We start from the raw sequence: 17,935 nt of genomic DNA on the forward strand, positions 1-17,935 counted from the left end.
CGCATTCAGCGGGCAAGCGCCCTTTCGCGAATGGCTTCGAAATCCGCAGGCACCGGGTGCAGCGCCAAGCGCGGGCCCGCCTTGGCGATCTGGCTGGGAATATCGTGGCCGATCAACGCAGGCAGTTGCTGCGCAGCGGCCACCAGTTGTGCCAAGTCCACCCCCGTGTCATAGCCCATCAGCGCCAGCGCATGCACGATCTCTTCGCTGCACACATTGCCGCTGGCGCCCGGCGCATAGGGGCAGCCGCCCAGGCCGCCCAGCGAGGCATCGAACCGGTCTGCGCCTGCGTCAATGGCCGCCAGCACATTGGCCAGCCCCATGCCGCGCGTGTTGTGAAAATGCAGGGTGAACTCCACCCCCGGCCAGCGCGCGCTGGCTGCCGCCGTGAGCTGGTGCACCTGCGTGGGGTAGGCCATGCCCGTGGTGTCGCACAGCGTGATGCCACGCGCGCCGAGGTCCACAAAGCGCTGCACCCAGCCGAACACATCGGCCTGGGCCACATCGCCTTCCATGGGGCAGCCGAACACGCAGGACAGCGACACATTCACCGCCACGTTGGCGCCCCGCGCCAGGGCCACCACTTGCGCCAACGCCGCAAACGACTGTTCCTGCGTCATGCGCAGGTTGGCCAGGTTATGGGTGGCGCTGACCGACATCACCAGGTTCAGCTCGTCCGTGCGCGACTCGATGGCGCGCTCGGCGCCGCGCAGGTTGGGAACGAGCGCGGTGTAGACCGTGCCCGGACGCCGCGTGATCTCGCGCATCACGACCTCGGCGTCTTTCAGCGCAGGAATGGCCGCGGGCGAGGTGAACGAGGTCACCTCGATCTTGGCCAGACCCGCCGCCGACAGTGCGTTGCACAGCGCGATCTTGTCGGCTGTGGGAACAAAGGCCTTTTCCATCTGCAGGCCGTCGCGCAGGCCGACTTCCTGCATGTGGATGCGGCGGCCTGTGCCCTGCCACACCGTGTTGTATGCACTCATTGAATCACCCCCTTGCTGCGCAGCAGCGCAATCTGTTCGGCCGTCAAACCCGCCTCGGCCAGCACCGCATCGGTGTCGTCGCCCAGATGCGGCGCGCTGCTGCGGATGCTGCCCGGCGTGGCAGAGAGCTTGGGCACGATGCCGGGCACTTCTACGCTGTAGCCATCGCGCGTCTGCTGGGTCAGCAGCATGTCGCGGGCGCGGTAGTGCGGGTCTTCGGCAATGTCTTTGGCGGTGTAGACCTTGCCCGCAGGCACGCGGGCGGCGCCCAATGCATCCAGCACCTGCTGCACCGTGCGCTCGGCGCTCCAGGCGCCAATCGCAGCGTCGATCTCTTGCACCCGTGCCACGCGGCCGGTGTTGTTGGCCAAGTCGGGCGCGGCACCCAGATCGGGCCTGCCAATCGCGTCCATCAACCGCTTGAAGATGCTGTCGCCATTGCCCGCCACCAGCACCCAGCCGTCCGCGCAGGGGTAGGCATTGCTCGGTGCAATGCCCGGCAGCGCGCTGCCTGCGGCCTCGCGCACGGCGCCGAAGGCGCTGTATTCGGGGATCAGGCTTTCCATCACGTTGAACACCGCCTCGTGCAGCGCCACGTCAATCACCTGGCCCTGGCCGCCGTTGACCTTGCGGTGGTACAGCGCCGTGAGCACGCCGATGGTGCCGTGCAGCGCTGCCAGCGTGTCGCCGATGGACACGCCCACACGCACCGGAACACGGCCCGGCTCCGCCGTCAGGTGGCGCAGGCCGCCCATGGCTTCGCCGATCACGCCAAAACCTGGCAAGTCGCGGTAAGGCCCCGTCTGGCCGTAGCCAGAGATGCGCAGCATCACGAGGCCGGGGTTGAGTTGGTGCAGCTCCTCGGGCGACATGCCCCAGCCTTCCAGCGTGCCGGGGCGGAAGTTCTCGACCAGCACATCGGCTTCTGCAATCAGCTGGCGAGCGATGTCCTGCCCCTCCTTTTGCCGCAGGTCCAGCGCCACCGAGCGCTTGTTGCGCGACTGCACCTGCCACCAGACAGAAGTGCCTTCCTTGATGAGGCGCCAGTTGCGCAGGGGGTCGCCGCCCGACGCACCGGGTCGGCTCGGGTCTGCGGGCGCTTCGATCTTGATCACATCGGCGCCAAACTCGCCCAGCGTCTTGCCACAGAAAGGCCCAGCAATGAGCTGGCCCATTTCGATGACGCGCACGCCTTGCAGCGCGGCGGGGCTGGCTGGGATGGGCGAAGCGGGCGGATAGGCGGGTGGCAAAGCCATGCGGGGGTTCTCCTGGGGTCCGTCAGACAATCAATGCACCCTCCATGCAACATGGAGGGGATGGCGCGCATCATGCGCAAAGCCCACGCCATCTGCAAAACGCTGATACGCGAAGCTGCCATCGCCAACGGGCATGGCCGGGGTACGATCTGACGACCATGAAACTAGACCCAGTCTCCCTGCGCCTCTTCGTTGCGGTGATGGAAGAAAGCACCATCGCCGCCGCCGCAGAGCGCGAACACATGGCGGCCTCGGCCGTCAGCCGCCGCCTGGCCGACCTCGAAGAGGCCTTGCGGGTGGAGTTATTCACCCGCAGTAACCGGGGCGCCACGCCCACCGCTGCGGCGTTTGCGTTGCTGCACCTGGCGCGCGGGGTGCTGAATGATCTGGACAGCATCACCACCCAGATGCGCGAGTACGGCAGCGGCGTGCGCGGCCACGTGCGGGTGGTGGCCAACATTTCAGCCATCACGCAGTTCTTGCCTGCGCAACTGCAAAGCTTCATGGCCTTGCACCCGCAGGTGGATGTGCGCCTGCAAGAGCAGATCAGCACCGCCATCGCCACCTCGGTGGCGGAGAACGCGGCCGATATCGGCATCTTGAACGATGGCGACTACGGCGACCGCGTCACCCTGCTGCCCTACCGCACCGATGAACTGGTGCTGGTGATACCCGCAGACCACCCCCTGGCCCGGCGCAAGGCCGTGCGGCTGCGCGAAGCGCTGGCCTATGACTTTGTGGGCGCCCACCCCGGCAGCGCCATCAACAACCAACTCAACCAGGCCGCCGCGCAGGCCGGGTTGCCGCTGAAGCTGCGCATCCAGGTCACCAGCTACGACGCGCTGTGCCTGATGGTGAACGCAGGCCTGGGCGTGGGCGTGATGCCCAGGGGCAGCGCGGCGCTGTACAAAGGCACACTGGGCATCCGCGCCATCACCCTGAACGAGCCCTGGGCGCACCGCCACCTCAAGCTGTGCGTGCGCTCGGAAGAATCGCTCTCCAGCGTGGCCCGCCTGCTGGCAGACCACCTGCGCAACGCGACCGAGGCCACGGTATGAGCCTGCCGCCCACACCGCCGTCTGCGCCGCCAGCCCCGCCGCTGCAGTGGGATGTGTTTTGCCGTGTGATCGACAACTTTGGCGACATTGGCGTGTGCTGGCGCCTGGCCTCGCAACTGGCTGGGCAAGGTCAACGCGTGCGCCTGTGGGTGGATGATGCGTCGGCCCTGGCCTGGATGGCCCCCAGCGGCTGCCCCGGTGTGGAACTGCGCGACTGGAATGCCCCGCCCCCCAGCGCCGATGAAGCCCCCACCGATGTGATGGTGGAAGCATTTGGCTGCGAAATTACTCCTGAATTCATAGCTGCTTGCGCTTATCAGGCAAGCGCTAGATGCCAAAAACCTGTTTGGATCAACCTCGAATACCTGTCTGCCGAGCGCTATGTGGAGCGCAACCACCGCCTGCCCTCCCTCATCTCGCAAGGGCCTGCGCAGGGCTGGACACGGTGGTTTTTCTACCCCGGCTTCACGCCCGCCACGGGGGGGCTGCTGCGCGAGCCCGATCTGGTGCCGCGCTGCCAAGGCTTTGATGCGCTGGCTTGGCGCGCAGCCAACACACACCCCCAACGGCCCACGCAAACTGCGGCCAACGAACCTGCTGCGCGCTGGATGTCGCTGTTCTGCTACGAGCCCCACGCCCTGCCCCAATGGCTGCAGCTGTGCCAGACTGCCGCCACGCCCACGCACCTGCTGGTGGCCCCTGGCCGCCCCACGCACGCGGTGCAGCAGGCGCTTATCCCTCAAGATGGAATCGACCTCCAGCCCCCTACAGACAAGCGCGAGCAGCTATACATTTCATACCGATCGCACTGCCCGCAGCCTGCCTTTGACGAGATGCTTTGGGCCTGTGACTTCAACGCCGTGCGCGGCGAGGACTCCCTGGTGCGGGCCCTGTGGGCGGGCAAGGCGCTGGTGTGGCACATCTACCCCCAGGACGACGACGCCCACCACGCCAAACTGCTGGCGTTTTTGGACTGGCTGCAGGCGCCAGCCTCCATGCGCCAGTTTCACTGCACCTGGAACGGTTTGGACGCCCAGCCACTGCAATGGCCAGGCGACACCACCCTGCGCGAATGGACGGCCTGCGTGCAAGCCGCCAGAGCGCGGCTGCTGATGCAAGACAACCTTGTGGCACAGCTTTTGGGCTTTATCGCGGAAAAACGGTAAAATCCGAGGCTTTGCGCAAATCCAGCGCGGCACACCAGTGCCCCGCAACCGCGCACTTCCGCCGCGGAACATGCGCCGGCAGGCACCGCCCCACAAGGCAGCCCGCCCGCATTGAGCGGCCCCAACCCAAGCAATCAGCTATGAAAATCGCTCAAGAAATCCGCGCCGGCAACGTGATCATGCACGGCAAGGACCCCATGGTCGTCCTGAAGACTGAGTACGCCCGTGGCGGCCGCGGTGCAGCCACCGTGCGCATGAAGCTCAAGAGCCTGATCGGCAACTTCGGCACCGAAAACGTGTTCAAGGCCGACGACAAGATCGACAACGTGATCCTGGACAAGAAGGAGTGCACCTACTCCTACTTCGCCGATCCCATGTACGTTTGCATGGACACCGAGTTCAACCAGTACGAAGTCGAAGCCGAAAACATGGGCGACGCACTGAACTACCTGGAAGACGGCATGGCCCTCGAAGTGGTGTTCTATGACGGCAAGGCCATCTCGGTCGAACTGCCCACCAGCGTGGAACGCGAAATCACCTGGACGGAACCCGCCGTCAAGGGCGATACCTCTGGCAAGGTCATGAAGCCCGCCAAGATCGCCACTGGTTTTGAAGTGCCCGTGCCCCTGTTCGTGTCGCAAGGCGACAAGATCGAAATCGACACCCGCACTGGCGAATACCGCAAGCGCGTCTAAGCCTTTGCACCGGGGGCACCCCGCCACCGCCCTGCTCACCGCAGGGCGTGCGTGGCAAAAATGCACAAAAAAGGAGCCCGCGTGGCTCCTTTTTTTATCCGCTGGTCCTTTTGGCGCGCGCGCAGCCCACCCAAACCAGGGGGACGCTGGCACCATCGCGGGTTGCACAGGGTGGCCCGAGGTGGCCCCTTAGCACCCCAGCCCGCCACATGCCCCATGCAAAGCACCACCCCAGCAACAGCCCCCACGCCACCCGCGTTCGCAGAGCGCACCAGCGAGCACCTCTACGCCATCGTGCACCGCTGGCCGGGCACCTGCCAGCCACAGGAACAACTGCAGCCGCCCGAGCAATCCCTCGCACGCGATGAAGACGCCCGCGAAGTCCTGGCCCTGGGGTACCTGGCAGACCTGCGCCTGCGCTTTGTGTTCACCCAACCAGGCACTGAATCCATGGCCCTGGCCCGCGCCAGCGATCTGGCCCGGCTCGACCTGACGCCCCACAAAGCTCTGGCCCTGGCCACCATGCACCTGCGCAAGTCCGGCGCAACCCCCACCTTTCAGCCGCAAGCCAACGGCACCTACCGCTTGCAGTCGCCCCAGCCCCTGCTACTGGAGAGCCACCTCACCGACCGCAATTTCTGGCGAGGGCTGCTCGCACAGTTCCCATCCGGCGTGGTGGTGGCCATGCCACGCCGAGGCTGGATGGCCCTCGCACCGGCAGACGACACAGCCGCCCAGGCCCAGCTGTTTGACGCTGCAGACGCCGAATTTGCCGCCGCCGGGCCGCAGCAGCTGTCGGGCTGCCTGCTGCACTTTGACCAGACCGGCTGGCGCCTGCATGTGCGGCTACCCGCCTCGCTCAAGCCCACCCAACGCAAACGCAGGCGCAAAAAGACCGAGGAAGCCGACCAAGGCAGCGCAAGCCAGACGACACAGCGCCCCCATGCCGCACCGACCGCTGCAGCCCAAATCAGCGGCGCGTCCGCTGCGGCAGCGCTGGAGCAGCCAGAGACAGCAGAGCGATATGCCAGGCAAGACTTCGCAAACGCTGGAGACATCGAGGACTCGCACCTCGTGACCACAGGCATGCAATGCCTGCTGGAGGCCCTGGTGGTGTTTGTGTTGGGAGTGCTGCTGTGGAAGCTCAGCCCCTTCATGCGTCTGGGGCCAGCGCAACTGCTGGGGACGGCGGCGGCGGCGCTGGGCGCCATCGGAGCGGTGCGGCTGTCTTATGGACTGGGGGCACAAACCACCACCGCGCTGCTCTACGCCGTGGCCTCCTTCACACCCGTCGCCAACATGGCGCTATGGGCCTGGCTGATCTACACAGGACTGCGTGCACTGCGGGATGCGGGTTGGCAGCCCAGCTGGCGCACCTTCATTCCTTGAAGCACCACCCGAAACCCAATCCCCAGCCCACAGCAAAAACGCCCCCAAAGGTTTGCCCATGGCCAAATGGCTTCTTTACTTTCCACTGATCCTGCCCGTCTGCGCCTTGCTGGCCGGAGCCGCCACCTGGGTGCTCATCCGCGACCAAGAGCCCGACAGCACTGACTTGTTGATGGACTTTGGCGCCATTCTGGGCATGGCCTTGCTTTGCTCGTACGGCGTGTTCTCATTGCGATAACACACGCCCCTTCGCGCCCCCGTCAACCGCCGCAACGGGCCGAGAAACGCGCTGAAAACCCACAAGACAAAGGCCATGCGCCCCTCGGCACGGGCAATGCCGTTCAGATGGGCAGAGCCACCAGGTCGTGCCCTTGCACACCCACAATGCGCGCCTTGGTGAACTCGCCCACCTTCAGCGTCTTGCTGATCTTCTCGGGTGGCAGCAGGTGCACCACGCCATCGATCTCGGGGGCATCGCCGTAAGTACGGCCCGTGCCGCCCTTGCGGCCCAGCGCAGGAGCGTGGTCCACCAGCACCTGCATGGTCGAACCCACACGCTGACGCAGCCGGGCGATAGAGACTTCCTCGGCCACCGCCATGAAGCGCGCACGGCGCTCTTCGCGCACTTCCATCGGCAGCATGCCGGGCAGCTCGTTGGCGGCAGCGCCATTCACATCGCTGTAGGCAAAGCAGCCTGCACGGTCAATCTGCGCCTCGCGCACAAAGTCAAGCAGGTGCTGGAATTCTTCTTCCGTCTCACCCGGAAATCCGGCAATGAAGGTACTGCGAATCACGATTTCAGGGCAGGCCTCGCGCCAGCGCTGGATGCGCTCGAGGTTGCGCTCGCCACTGGCGGGGCGCTTCATGCGCTTGAGCACGTCAGGGTGGCTGTGCTGAAAAGGAACATCCAGGTAAGGCAGCACTTTGCCCGTGGCCATGAACGGAATCACCTCGTCCACGCTCGGGTACGGGTACACATAGTGCAAGCGCACCCAGGCGCCGTAGGGCTCGGCAATCTCGCCCAGCGTCTGCACCAGCTCCAGCATGCGGGTCTTGACGGGCTTGCCATCCCAAAAACCGGTGCGGTACTTCACATCCACACCGTAGGCCGAGGTGTCTTGGCTGATGACCAGCAGCTCTTTCACCCCGCCCTCAAACAAGGCCTTGGCCTCGCTCAGCACATCCCCCACCGGGCGCGATACCAGATCGCCACGCATGGAAGGGATGATGCAGAACGTGCAACGGTGGTTGCAGCCTTCGCTGATCTTGAGGTAGGCGTAATGCTTGGGCGTGAGCTTGATGCCCGCCACACCGAAGCCACCGGGCACCAGATCGATGAACGGATCGTGCGGCTTGGGCAGGTTCAAGTGCACCGCGTCCATCACCTCTTGCGTAGCGTGGGGGCCGGTCACCGCCAGCACGCTGGGGTGCATTTCACGCACCATGTTGCCGCCGCCCTCACCTGCGCGCGCGCCCAGGCAGCCGGTGACAATCACCTTGCCGTTTTCAGCCAGGGCTTCGCCGATGGTGTCCAGGCTTTCCTTGACGGCATCGTCGATGAAACCGCAGGTGTTGACGATCACCAGATCGGCGCCCTGGAAGGTTTTGGAGGTTTCATAACCCTCAGCGCTCAGTTGCGTGAGGATGAGTTCGGAATCGGTCAGTGCCTTGGGGCAGCCAAGGCTCACGAATCCGACTTTGGGTGTTTTGGTGGGGGCAATTGCTTCGCTCATATCCCCGTATTGTCCCAGTTCCGGCGTTCGGCGGGTGGAGTTGCCTATTCGCGGCAAGGTTTGGCGCGGGCAGAGCCCCTGTGACGGGGACCGCCGCCACGCGGCTCAGGGACTACCTTTTGATTCCAAACGCACCCAGCATCTGCTCGGTCTGCTTTTGCATCTGCTCCTGCATTTGCGTGAGCATCGATTGGGATTGCTCCACATAGTTGCCCATCATGCCCTTGAGCATCGGCGACTGCAGGTTCATGAACTGCGCCCACATCTCTGGTGTCACGCTTTGCGACTGCTCGGCCAGCTTGGTTTGCACATCGGTGAAGGCCTGGACGTTTTTCTCCAGATAAGCCCCCATGAAGCCCTGCATGGCATGGCCGTAGAACCGGATGATGTTGGCCAGCACCGCCTCACTGAACATGGGCGCTCCGCCCGCTTCTTCTTCCAGAATGATCTGCAGCAAGATGCTGCGCGTGAGGTCTTCACCGGTCTTGGCGTCGCGCACCACCACATTCTGGTGGTCCATGACGAGTTGCCGCACCTCGGTCAACGTGATGTAGGTGGAGGTATCGGTGTCGTACAGGCGCCGATTGGGGTACTTCTTGATCACGCGCTGCGCTGGTTTGGCAGAGGCGCTGGTGGATTCAGGCAAATCGTGGCTCCTTGGGCGAACGCCCATGTGGGTATTGCAGTGCAACACATTCTAGAGAGCCACAGGGCGGAGATTCTCCGAGGATTACCCTGATGGGCGTGCGCGCCGATTAAACACCCGGTTTCACGGCGGAAAATAAAAAAGCCTTCCAAGCAGTTTGCTTTGGAAGGCTTTTTACCAATGGTTAGTTGGTAGGCGCGATTGGACTCGAACCAACGACCCCCACCATGTCAAGGTGGTGCTCTAACCAGCTGAGCTACGCGCCTGTTTGTATTCGAGAATGCGAGTATAGCATCAAAAAAGCAGGTCTCGCAAAACTCTGCTTTCAGCGCCGCCGCGCCGAGCGAACCCCCGGCACCGAAGCCACAATGCCCAGCACCTTGTTGAGGCGGCCAGAGTCTGCCACTTCTACCGTGAAAGTCATCCAGGCGGTGCCCTTGACGGACTGGGTCTGCACCCCGATCACGTTAGTCTTTTCACGGGCAAATACTTCCGAGATATCGCGCAGCAGCCCCTGACGGTCAGCCGCCTCGACTGCCACATCCACCGGGTACACGGCAGCAGCGGCGGCCTTGGGGGTGCCCCATTCCACCTCGATCACCCGTTCGGCGCTGCGCGCGGCCATCTCACGGAAGTTGCTGCAGTCAGCGCGGTGCACGCTCACCCCCTTGCCGCGCGTGACAAAACCCCGGATCAAATCGGGCGGCGCTGGCTTGCAGCACTTGGCCAGCTGGGTCATCAGCGAATCAATGCCCACCACCAGCACCCCGCCCTTGGGGGCAGATTCATTGGTACGGGTTTTCTTGAGCAGCAGGTAATCGTCCGGCTGCAACACGGGCTCGGGCGGGCGCAGCAGGTTCTCGATGTTGCGCAGCGAAAACTCGTCCTTGCCCACCACCTCAAACAAACCGTCCGCAGATTTGAAGCCCAGCTGCGCAGCCAGGTCGTCCAGCTTCATGGCGGTTTTGCCTTCGCGCTGTAGCAGCTTTTCCACCGCCTCACGCCCACGGGCCACCGTTTCGTGCGTGGCCTGGGCGTTGAACCAGGCGCGCACCTTGGCCTTGGCACGGTTGCTGGTGAGGTAGCCCAGCTCGGCATTGAGCCAGTCGCGCGAGGGGCGGCCTTCCTTGACGGTGCTGATTTCCACCGTCTGGCCGTTTTGCAATGGGGTGTTCAGCGGCACCATGGCGCCGTCCACCCGTGCGCCTCGGCAGCGGTGCCCCACACTGGTGTGCACGGCATAGGCAAAGTCCACCGGGGTAGCGCCTTGCGAAAGCTCGATCACCGCCGCATCGGGCGTGAGCACGTAGATGCGGTCTTCAAACAGGCCCCGGTTGGGCACGTTGCCAGCCAGGTCGCGCTCCCAGGCCAGCAACTGGCGAAGCACCGCGATCTTGGCGTCGTACTCGCCTGCGGCAGACACGCCTGCGTAGCCTTTGCTACCCGCTTCTTTGTACGCCCAGTGCGCGGCCACGCCGTGCTCGGCATGGTCGTGCATGGCCTGGGTACGGATCTGGATTTCGACCGGGCGGCCCTGCTCGTCCCGCACGATGGTATGCAGGGACTGATAGCCGTTGGGCTTGGGCTTGGCGATGTAGTCGTCAAACTCTTCCACGATGGGGGTGAACTGCTCGTGCACCCAGCTGAGGGCGGCGTAGCAATCCTTCACGCTGGGCACCACCACGCGCAGCGCCCGCAGGTCCAACACCTGGTCAAAGTTCAGCGACTTGCCTCGCATCTTCTTGACGATGCTGTAGATGTGCTTGGGCCGCCCCTGCACGGTGGCGCTGATGCTGCGCCCGCGCAACTCAGACTCCAGCCGCTGGCGCAGCTGCTGCATGTACACCTCGCGCTCACCGCGCTTTTCATCGAGCAGGCGGGCCACGTCCTTGTAGGTGTCGGGCTCCAGGAAGCGAAAGGACAAATCCTCCAGCTCCCACTTCATCTGCCAGATGCCCAGGCGGTTGGCCAGCGGCGCAAACACCTGCAGCGATTCGCGCGCCAGGCTGGGTGACACCGGCCGCTTGCTGGCCGCATGAAAGCGCAGCGTTTGCAGGCGCGATGCCAGCCGCAGCATCACCACCCGCAAGTCACGCGAGAAGGCAAGCAGCATCTTGCGCACGTTCTCGGTCTGCACGGCAGGGTCATCGACCTGCTCGGCGGCCAGGGCCTGGCGCTGTACCCGCATGAGCTTGGTGGTCTCGACCGCCAGGGCAGCAAAGTTGTCACCAAACGCTTTGGCGATCACCTCTTCGGGCTTGTTGAGGTGCACGCAGGCATACACCAAATAGCACGCGGCCTGCATGGCTTCAGAGCCGCCAATGCCTTTGAGGATGGCCGCCACGGCGTCGGCGTGGACCAGGGTGTTTTCGCCAGAGTCCAGCGTCTCGCAGGCCAGCAAGGGCTCGGCAAAAGCCCGGGCCCGGGCCAGAGCGTCCACTTGCTCGGGCAGTGCATGGGCCGTGGCAGCAATCAGCTGCGGCAGGGGCTCGGAGGGCGCGAGGGTGGGGACGTGGGTCGATGGGTTCGTCTTCATTCTGCCAAGGCACCTTTTTCGAGGGGAGCGGCCAGAAGAAAGTCCTGCACCACGGCCACCTGGTCGGCAGCCACCAAGGTGGGGGCATGCCCCACGCCTTCCAACTCCACGCAGCGTGCCCTGGGGCCACGGGCCTGCATGGCGCTGGCCGTCTCTCGCGACAGCAAGTCCGATTGCGCCCCACGCAGCAGCAACGTTTGCGCCTGGATATGGTCGTACAGCTGCCACAAGGCGGCTTCACCCGCAGCGGCCGCCTCGGGCGTCAACGCCCGAAACGGCACGGCAATGGCCGGGTCGTAGTGCAGCGCCAAGCCCCCTTCGGGCAGGCTGCGCACCATGGGTTGAGAGAGCGCCAGCCACTGCGCTGGAGTGTGCGGCCCAAAGCTGCTGGAGATGGCCCACATCGCATCGGCCGCCTGCTGCAGCGATTCAAACCGCGCTGGGTAGCCCAGGTATTGACCAATGCGCTGCAGCGCCTGCCACTGGATGACCGGCCCCACATCGTTGAGCACCAATCGGCGAACGGGTGCGGGCAAGGGCAAGCCCGATTGCCCCGCCAGGGCCATGCCGATGAGCCCCCCCATGCTGGTGCCCACCCAATCGAGGGTGGCAATGGGGCCTTGCTGGTGCACCTGCGCCAGCAAGGCCAGCATGTCGGCCGCGTACACCGGCAGCTGATAGCCCATGGGGTCTGCCAGCCAGTCGCTTTGGCCACGCCCCACCACATCGGGGCAAATCACGCGCGCGTGGGCGCTGAGGCTGCGGGCCAGGGTGTCAAAGTCGCGCCCTTGGCGCGACAGGCCATGCACGCACACCACCACATGCGGGTGGGCTGGGTTGCCGGTGGCATTCCACTCCCAATACGCCATGCGGTGGGCTGCAGGGTGGACGGCCGGTTGGGCCGCAGGATGCTGCGCAGGCGATGCGTCGGTCACGTCGGTCAGGGCTGCTGGTGCCGAAGCCGCAGCAAGGCCTGGGCACGGTACGTAGTTCAGCGTAGGTTCAATCATGGGTGCGAAATCCGAAGGCAGCGCTTGATAATGGCTGCGTTGCATCGTAATTCATTAGGACTTGCGCAAACCGGTATGCAGCAAAAGCCTTTGCCCTGCGGTGGGGCCACCTGCACCCTGGTTGCGCCAGTCATGTCCCCCAGTCATGTTCATTAGGGAGAAACTCTCATGCTGAAAGGCAAAACGGCCCTCGTCACCGGCTCTACCAGCGGCATCGGCCTGGGCATTGCAAAAGCCCTGGCCCGCCAGGGGGCCAACATCGTGCTCAACGGGTTTGGTGACGTGGACACGCCCCGGGCCGAGGTGCTGGCCGCAGGCCAGGCGGCGGGTGCCCAAGTAGCCTACCACGGGGCGGACATGAGCCGGGCCGCAGACATCGAAGACATGATGCGCTACAGCGCCACCCAGTTTGGCCAGGTGGACATTCTGGTCAACAACGCGGGCATCCAGCATGTCGCCAATGTGGAAGACTTTCCCGTGGAGAAGTGGGATGCCATTTTGGCCATCAACCTGACCAGCGCCTTCCACACATCGCGCCTGGCCTTACCCTGCATGCGCAAGGCCAACTGGGGCCGCATCATCAACGTGGCGTCGGTGCATGGGTTGGTGGGCTCGGCCCAAAAATCCGCCTATGTGGCCGCCAAGCACGGCATCGTGGGGTTGACCAAAGTGACGGCACTGGAGACCGCCACCACAGGCATCACGGCCAACGCCATCTGCCCCGGCTGGGTGCTGACACCGCTGGTGCAAAAGCAGGTGGACGCCAAGGCCGCCGCCCACGGCCTGAGCAACGAAGAGGCCACCAAGCTGCTGCTGGGCGAGAAAGAGCCCTCCATGCAATTCACCACCCCCGAGGAGCTGGGTGACCTGGCGGTGTTCTTCTGCTCCACCGCCGCCAACAACGTGCGTGGCGTGGCCTGGAACATGGACGGCGGCTGGGCGGCTCAGTAAGCAACCACCCAAATGCTATTAATTTAATAGCTGCTAGCGCTTATTCAAAAAGCGCTAGGGATGCTCTGCACGAATCCCTCTGAGATGTGCTTGAGCCAGTGTGCAGGCGAGGACAATACGCTCATGAAGCAAAGCAGCCTGGGCCTGAGCAATACCACCAAGCGCACCCGCAAGCGTGAGTTTCTTGATGCGATGGAGTTGGTGGTGCCCTGGGTCGAGTTGGTCTCGCTCATTGAGCCTTATGCCCCAGAGATCGGACGCCGGGGCCAGCAGCCCTTTGCAGTGCAGACCCTGCTGCGTATCCATTTCATGCAGCAGTGGTTCAAGCTCAGCGATCCAGCCATGGAAGAGGCGCTGCACGATGTGCCAGCCTTTCGTGACTTTGCCGGCCTGTCTCACTGGGACGAACACATCCCCAGTGAATCGAGCATCCTGCGTTTTCGGCATCTGCTAGAGCGCCACAAGCTGGCCGATCAGATACTCGCTACGATCAATGCACTGCTGCAAGCCAAAGGGCTGCAACTCAAGGCAGGCACCGTAGTGGATGCAACGCTGATTGCGGCGCCGACGTCCACCAAGAACGAAGGCAAAGCACGAGACCCCGAGATGCATCAAAGCAAGAAGGGCAACGAGTGGTACTTTGGCATGAAGGCGCACATCGGGGTGGATGCTGACTCTGGGCTGGTGCACAGCGTGCGCGGCACCAGTGGCAATGTGAACGACGTGATTGAGGCCAACAGCCTGCTGCACGGGCAAGAAACGGATGCCTTTGGTGATGCAGGCTATCAAGGTGTAGACAAGCGGCCCGATGCTAACAAGAGTGTCCGCTGGCATGTGGCCCTGCGACCAGGACTGCGTCGGGCTTTGGACAAAGACAAGCCTCTTGAGGCGCTGATCGACCAACTTGAACGCACCAAGGCCAGCATCCGCGCCAAGGTAGAGCACCCTTTCAGGGTGCTCAAGCAGCAGTTTGGGTACGTGAAGGTGCGCTACCGTGGGCTCAAGAAGAACACGGCGCAGATCGTCACGCTGTTTGCGCTGTCAAATCTGTGGATGGCAAGGCACAAACTGCTGATCAGCCAGGGACAGGTGCGTGTGCAGGGGGCGTGATGCCCAAAGATCAAGGGCCAATGGCCCCCGCGCAGCGTCTGAGGGCGCACTGCTCAGGCCGAAGTTACTCAACGTGAGTGCTTTTAACTTCGCTCTGCGCCGTGGAACAACCACACCCGATTCGTGCAGAGTTTCCCTAGAGGCAAATTCAATTAAAAAGGCCCTTGGCGTGATGCCAAGGGCCTTTTTTTGTGGGTGCAGCCAGTGCGACTCAGCCGTGCGCCGCCGCAGACCCTACAGGGCCATCGGCGTGCGGCGTGGCACTCTCCACCGCCACGGTGGTCTTGGCCCCCGGCACCGCCTTGCGGGCAAACAGGGTGTACATGGTGGGCACCACAAAAATCGTGAGCAAGGTGCCCAGCGACATGCCGCCCACGATCACCCAGCCAATCTGTGACCGCGTCTCGGCTCCAGCCCCGGTGGCCAGCGCCAGGGGCACAGCGCCCAGCACCATGGCGCCGGTGGTCATCAGAATGGGGCGCAGGCGCTGGGCCGAGGCTTTGACCAGCGCGTCCACCATGTCCATGCCCTCTTCGCGCAGCTGGTTGGTGAACTCCACAATCAAGATGCCGTGCTTGGTGATCAGGCCCACCAGCGTGATGAGGCCGATCTGCGAGTACACGTTAAGCGAGCCCCCGCTCCACTGCAGCGCCAGCAGCGCACCGATCATGGACAGCGGCACCGACACCATGATGACCAGGGGATCGATGAAGCTCTCGAACTGCGCGGCCAGCACCAGGAAGATGAACACCAGCGCCAGCAAGAACACGATGCCCAGGGCGCCCTGCGAGCTTTTGAACTCGCGCGAGGTGCCGTTGAGGTCGGTGGTGTAGCCGGGCTTGAGCACCTTGGCAGCCGTGGCGTCCATGAAGGTCAGAGCCTCGCCCAGCGAGTAGTCGGGCGACAGGTTGGCCGTGATGGTGACCGAGCGGCGCTGGCCAAAGTGGTTCAGCTCGCGCGGGCTCACACTCTCCTTCACGTTCACCAGACTGGAGAGCGGAATCATTGCGTCGTTGCGGCCACGCACGTAGATGCTGTCAATGTTCTCTGGCGTGGTGCGGCCCCGGGCCTCGGTTTGCACAATCACGTCGTACTGCTCGGCATCGCGTTTGTAGCGCGTCACGGTGCGCCCGCCCAGCATGGTCTCAATGGCCTTGGCCACCACGTCCACACTCACGCCCAGGTCGGCTGCGCGCTCGCGGTTCACGCTGATGCGCAGCTCGGGCTTGTTCAGGCGCAGGTCCACATCGGGCGAGATGATGCCGGGGTTCTTGGCGATCTCGGCCATCATCTGGTTGGTGACGGCGTTCAGGTTCTCGTAGCTGTCCGAGGTCTGTATCACGTACGTGAGGGGCCGCGAGCGAAAGCCCTGGCCCAGCGACGGCGGGGTGATCAGGAACGAATTCACCCCCGGCAAAGCAGCCACCTTGGGCTGCAGGTCACGCGCCATGGCCAGGGTGCTGCGCTCGCGCTGCTCCCAGTCCACCGTGCGGTAGATCACGCTGCCTTGCGCTACCGTGGGGTTGCCGATGTTGGCGAAGATGCGGTCGAACTCGGGGTACTCGCGGCCAATCTTTTCCAGCTCCAGCGCGTAGCGGTTGGTGTAGTCCAGCGTGGCGCCATCGGGCGCAGTGACGTTGACGAGAATCGTGCCCCTGTCTTCCATGGGCGACAGCTCTTGCTTCATCTTGGGGTAGATCGCCACCAAACCTGCCCCACTGACGAGCATCACCGCCACCACCAGCCAGCGGGCCTGGAATAGCGCACCACGCAGCCCTCCACCCGAGCCGTCTTCCCTGCTACCACCCCACCGCGCGGTGACCACCCAGCGCAGCAGGCGGCCATAGGCGCCTGACAGGGCCGTGAGCCACCGCTCCATGGAGCGGTCAAACCAGTTCGGATTGGGGTTGTGCTTGAGCAGCAGCGAGCACATCATGGGCGACAGGGTCAGCGCCACAAAGCCCGACACCACCACCGCCCCGGCCAGGGCCAGCGCAAACTCCACAAACAAACGCCCGGTGCGGCCCGGGGTGAACGCCAGCGGCGCGTACACCGCCACCAGCGTGAGCGTCATGGCGACGATGGCAAAACCGATTTCACGCGCCCCCTTGATGGCGGCGGAGAACGGGTCCAGCCCCTCTTCAATGTGCCGGTAAATGTTCTCCAGCATCACGATGGCATCGTCCACCACCAGCCCGATGGCCAGCACCAGGGCCAGCAAGGTCAAGGTGTTGATGGAGAAGCCCGCCAGGGACATCAGCGCAAACGTGCCCACCAGACTCACCGGGATGGTGATGATGGGAATGATGGAGGCACGCAAGGTGCGCAAGAACACAAAGATCACCAACGCCACCAACACCACCGCCTCGCCAATGGTGTGGTACACGCTCTTGACCGAGCGGTCTATGAACAGCGAGTTGTCGTTGGCCACGTCGATGGTGATGTCGGCGGGCAGGTCGGCCTTCAAGGTGGGCAGCATGGCGCGCACACCGGCAGACAGCTCCAGCGGGTTGGCCGTGGCCTGGCGGATCACGCCCATTGATATGGCTTCGCGGCCATTGAGACGCACGCGGCTGCGGTCGCTGGCGGCGCTTTCCTCCACCCGCGCCACATCGCGCATGCGCACCGGAAAGCCACTCACCGTGCGGATGACGATGTCAGAGAACTGCGCCGGGCGTGCCAGCTCCGTCTGCGAGGTCACGCTGAACTCGCGCTGCTGCGACTCGATGCGGCCCGCGGGCAGCTCCAGGTTGTTGCGGCGAATGGCGTCTTCCACGTCCTGCGTTGTGAGGCGGTAGCCAGCCATGCGCTCGGGGTCCAGCCAGATGCGCATGGCATAGCGGCGCTCGCCGTAAATCGGCACATCGGCCACGCCCGTCACCGTCTGCAGCCGGGGCTTGACGATGCGGTTGAGCAGGTCATTGATTTCGAGCGGGCTGCGCGTGTCGCTGCTGAAGGCCAGCCACATCACGGGCGAGGCATCGGCCTCCACCTTGGCGATGACGGGTTCGTCCACCGCGTCGGGCAGGCGGTTGCGCACGCGGGCGGTGCGGTCACGCACCTCGGCGGCGGCGTTGTCGGCGTCTTTCTCCAGGCGAAAGCGCACGCTGATCTGGCTTTGCTCGGCGCGGCTGATGGAGGTGATCACGTCCACCGCATCAATGCCCGCAATCGAGTCTTCGAGGGGCTTGGTGACCTGGGATTCGATCACCTCGGCCGAGGCCCCCGCGTAGCGCACGCTCACGGTGACCACGGGTTCGTCGATCTTGGGGTACTCACGCACCGTCAAGCGGGTGAAGCTGACGGCCCCCACCAGCAAGACCAGCAAGGACAGGACGGTGGCGAAGACCGGCCGACGGATGGAGATTTCAGCAAGTTGCATGGCGGGCGTCGGGCGAT

General features: G+C 64.1%; 14 protein-coding genes and 1 tRNA gene. 7 read left to right on the forward strand and 8 right to left on the reverse strand.

What is annotated here, in order from left to right; all coding sequences use genetic code 11:
• Nucleotides 1-5: 5 nt before the first annotated feature.
• Nucleotides 6-986, reverse strand: a complete 981-nt coding sequence (locus CLU86_RS11170; RefSeq protein WP_099741656.1) for a hydroxymethylglutaryl-CoA lyase — start codon at nucleotides 984-986, stop codon at nucleotides 6-8.
• A complete protein-coding gene (locus tag CLU86_RS11175) occupies nucleotides 983-2,242 on the reverse strand; it encodes a CaiB/BaiF CoA-transferase family protein (RefSeq protein ID WP_099741657.1) in 1,260 nt (419 codons plus the stop codon). Before CLU86_RS11175 ends, CLU86_RS11170 begins: the two co-directional genes overlap by 4 nt.
• A 158-nt stretch (nucleotides 2,243-2,400) precedes the next feature.
• Between CLU86_RS11175 and CLU86_RS11180 the strand changes: the two genes are divergently transcribed.
• The 5 genes from CLU86_RS11180 to CLU86_RS11200 all read left to right on the forward strand — a co-directional run bounded on the left by CLU86_RS11180 (nucleotide 2,401) and on the right by CLU86_RS11200 (nucleotide 6,788).
• Nucleotides 2,401-3,300, forward strand: coding sequence for a LysR family transcriptional regulator (locus CLU86_RS11180; RefSeq protein WP_099741658.1), 900 nt, complete (start codon nucleotides 2,401-2,403; stop codon nucleotides 3,298-3,300).
• Entirely contained in the window at nucleotides 3,297-4,466 is a 1,170-nt protein-coding gene (gene earP / locus CLU86_RS11185) for an elongation factor P maturation arginine rhamnosyltransferase EarP (RefSeq protein WP_099741659.1), read from the forward strand. Before CLU86_RS11180 ends, earP begins: the two co-directional genes overlap by 4 nt.
• A 140-nt stretch (nucleotides 4,467-4,606) precedes the next feature.
• On the forward strand, nucleotides 4,607-5,161 hold the full coding sequence (gene efp, locus CLU86_RS11190; RefSeq protein ID WP_099656149.1) for an elongation factor P: 555 nt from the start codon (nucleotides 4,607-4,609) through the stop codon (nucleotides 5,159-5,161).
• Nucleotides 5,162-5,377: 216 nt separating this feature from the next.
• Complete coding sequence (locus CLU86_RS11195) at nucleotides 5,378-6,550, forward strand: hypothetical protein (RefSeq protein WP_099741660.1); 1,173 nt, start codon at nucleotides 5,378-5,380, stop codon at nucleotides 6,548-6,550.
• A 58-nt stretch (nucleotides 6,551-6,608) separates the two neighbouring features.
• Entirely contained in the window at nucleotides 6,609-6,788 is a 180-nt protein-coding gene (locus tag CLU86_RS11200) for a hypothetical protein (protein ID WP_099741661.1), read from the forward strand.
• Between the two features lie 103 nt (nucleotides 6,789-6,891).
• On the opposite strand, the gene rimO is transcribed toward CLU86_RS11200, so the two are convergent.
• The 5 genes from rimO to CLU86_RS11225 all read right to left on the reverse strand — a co-directional run bounded on the left by rimO (nucleotide 6,892) and on the right by CLU86_RS11225 (nucleotide 12,475).
• Nucleotides 6,892-8,283, reverse strand: coding sequence for a 30S ribosomal protein S12 methylthiotransferase RimO (rimO, locus tag CLU86_RS11205; protein ID WP_099656152.1), 1,392 nt, complete (start codon nucleotides 8,281-8,283; stop codon nucleotides 6,892-6,894).
• 112 nt (nucleotides 8,284-8,395) lie between these two features.
• Nucleotides 8,396-8,929, reverse strand: a complete 534-nt coding sequence (gene phaR, locus CLU86_RS11210) for a polyhydroxyalkanoate synthesis repressor PhaR (RefSeq protein ID WP_233194959.1) — start codon at nucleotides 8,927-8,929, stop codon at nucleotides 8,396-8,398.
• A 189-nt stretch (nucleotides 8,930-9,118) separates the two neighbouring features.
• Nucleotides 9,119-9,195 (reverse strand) — tRNA-Val (locus CLU86_RS11215).
• Between the two features lie 59 nt (nucleotides 9,196-9,254).
• Nucleotides 9,255-11,465, reverse strand: coding sequence for a bifunctional (p)ppGpp synthetase/guanosine-3',5'-bis(diphosphate) 3'-pyrophosphohydrolase (locus tag CLU86_RS11220; RefSeq protein ID WP_099741662.1), 2,211 nt, complete (start codon nucleotides 11,463-11,465; stop codon nucleotides 9,255-9,257).
• Nucleotides 11,462-12,475, reverse strand: coding sequence for an alpha/beta fold hydrolase (locus CLU86_RS11225; RefSeq protein WP_099743520.1), 1,014 nt, complete (start codon nucleotides 12,473-12,475; stop codon nucleotides 11,462-11,464). Before CLU86_RS11225 ends, CLU86_RS11220 begins: the two co-directional genes overlap by 4 nt.
• A 168-nt stretch (nucleotides 12,476-12,643) precedes the next feature.
• Here CLU86_RS11225 and CLU86_RS11230 point away from each other — a divergent pair, with 168 nt between their 5' ends.
• Both CLU86_RS11230 and CLU86_RS11235 read left to right on the forward strand, forming a co-directional pair.
• Complete coding sequence (locus CLU86_RS11230; RefSeq protein WP_099741663.1) at nucleotides 12,644-13,426, forward strand: 3-hydroxybutyrate dehydrogenase; 783 nt, start codon at nucleotides 12,644-12,646, stop codon at nucleotides 13,424-13,426.
• Between the two features lie 123 nt (nucleotides 13,427-13,549).
• Entirely contained in the window at nucleotides 13,550-14,536 is a 987-nt protein-coding gene (locus CLU86_RS11235) for an IS5 family transposase (protein ID WP_099740912.1), read from the forward strand.
• A 211-nt stretch (nucleotides 14,537-14,747) separates the two neighbouring features.
• Here CLU86_RS11235 and CLU86_RS11240 read toward each other — a convergent pair whose 3' ends face one another.
• Nucleotides 14,748-17,918 (reverse strand): efflux RND transporter permease subunit, encoded by a 3,171-nt coding sequence (locus tag CLU86_RS11240; RefSeq protein WP_099741664.1) that lies wholly within the window; start codon nucleotides 17,916-17,918, stop codon nucleotides 14,748-14,750.
• Nucleotides 17,919-17,935: the final 17 nt, after the last annotated feature.

Origin of the sequence: Acidovorax sp. 62 (assembly GCF_002754495.1) — a bacterium.
Lineage (GTDB): Bacteria > Pseudomonadota > Gammaproteobacteria > Burkholderiales > Burkholderiaceae_C > Acidovorax.

Excerpts from the sequence above, each read along its gene's own strand:
- CLU86_RS11170 (WP_099741656.1), bottom strand. The coding sequence starts at position 986 with ATGAGTGCATACAACACGGTGTGGCAGGGCACAGGCCGCCGCATCCAC.
- CLU86_RS11175 (WP_099741657.1), bottom strand. The coding sequence starts at position 2,242 with ATGGCTTTGCCACCCGCCTATCCGCCCGCTTCGCCCATCCCAGCCAGC.
- CLU86_RS11180 (WP_099741658.1), top strand. The coding sequence starts at position 2,401 with ATGAAACTAGACCCAGTCTCCCTGCGCCTCTTCGTTGCGGTGATGGAA.
- earP (WP_099741659.1), top strand. The coding sequence starts at position 3,297 with ATGAGCCTGCCGCCCACACCGCCGTCTGCGCCGCCAGCCCCGCCGCTG.
- efp (WP_099656149.1), top strand. The coding sequence starts at position 4,607 with ATGAAAATCGCTCAAGAAATCCGCGCCGGCAACGTGATCATGCACGGC.
- CLU86_RS11195 (WP_099741660.1), top strand. The coding sequence starts at position 5,378 with ATGCAAAGCACCACCCCAGCAACAGCCCCCACGCCACCCGCGTTCGCA.
- CLU86_RS11200 (WP_099741661.1), top strand. The coding sequence starts at position 6,609 with ATGGCCAAATGGCTTCTTTACTTTCCACTGATCCTGCCCGTCTGCGCC.
- rimO (WP_099656152.1), bottom strand. The coding sequence starts at position 8,283 with ATGAGCGAAGCAATTGCCCCCACCAAAACACCCAAAGTCGGATTCGTG.
- CLU86_RS11220 (WP_099741662.1), bottom strand. The coding sequence starts at position 11,465 with ATGAAGACGAACCCATCGACCCACGTCCCCACCCTCGCGCCCTCCGAG.
- CLU86_RS11225 (WP_099743520.1), bottom strand. The coding sequence starts at position 12,475 with ATGATTGAACCTACGCTGAACTACGTACCGTGCCCAGGCCTTGCTGCG.
- CLU86_RS11230 (WP_099741663.1), top strand. The coding sequence starts at position 12,644 with ATGCTGAAAGGCAAAACGGCCCTCGTCACCGGCTCTACCAGCGGCATC.
- CLU86_RS11235 (WP_099740912.1), top strand. The coding sequence starts at position 13,550 with ATGAAGCAAAGCAGCCTGGGCCTGAGCAATACCACCAAGCGCACCCGC.
- CLU86_RS11240 (WP_099741664.1), bottom strand. The coding sequence starts at position 17,918 with ATGCAACTTGCTGAAATCTCCATCCGTCGGCCGGTCTTCGCCACCGTC.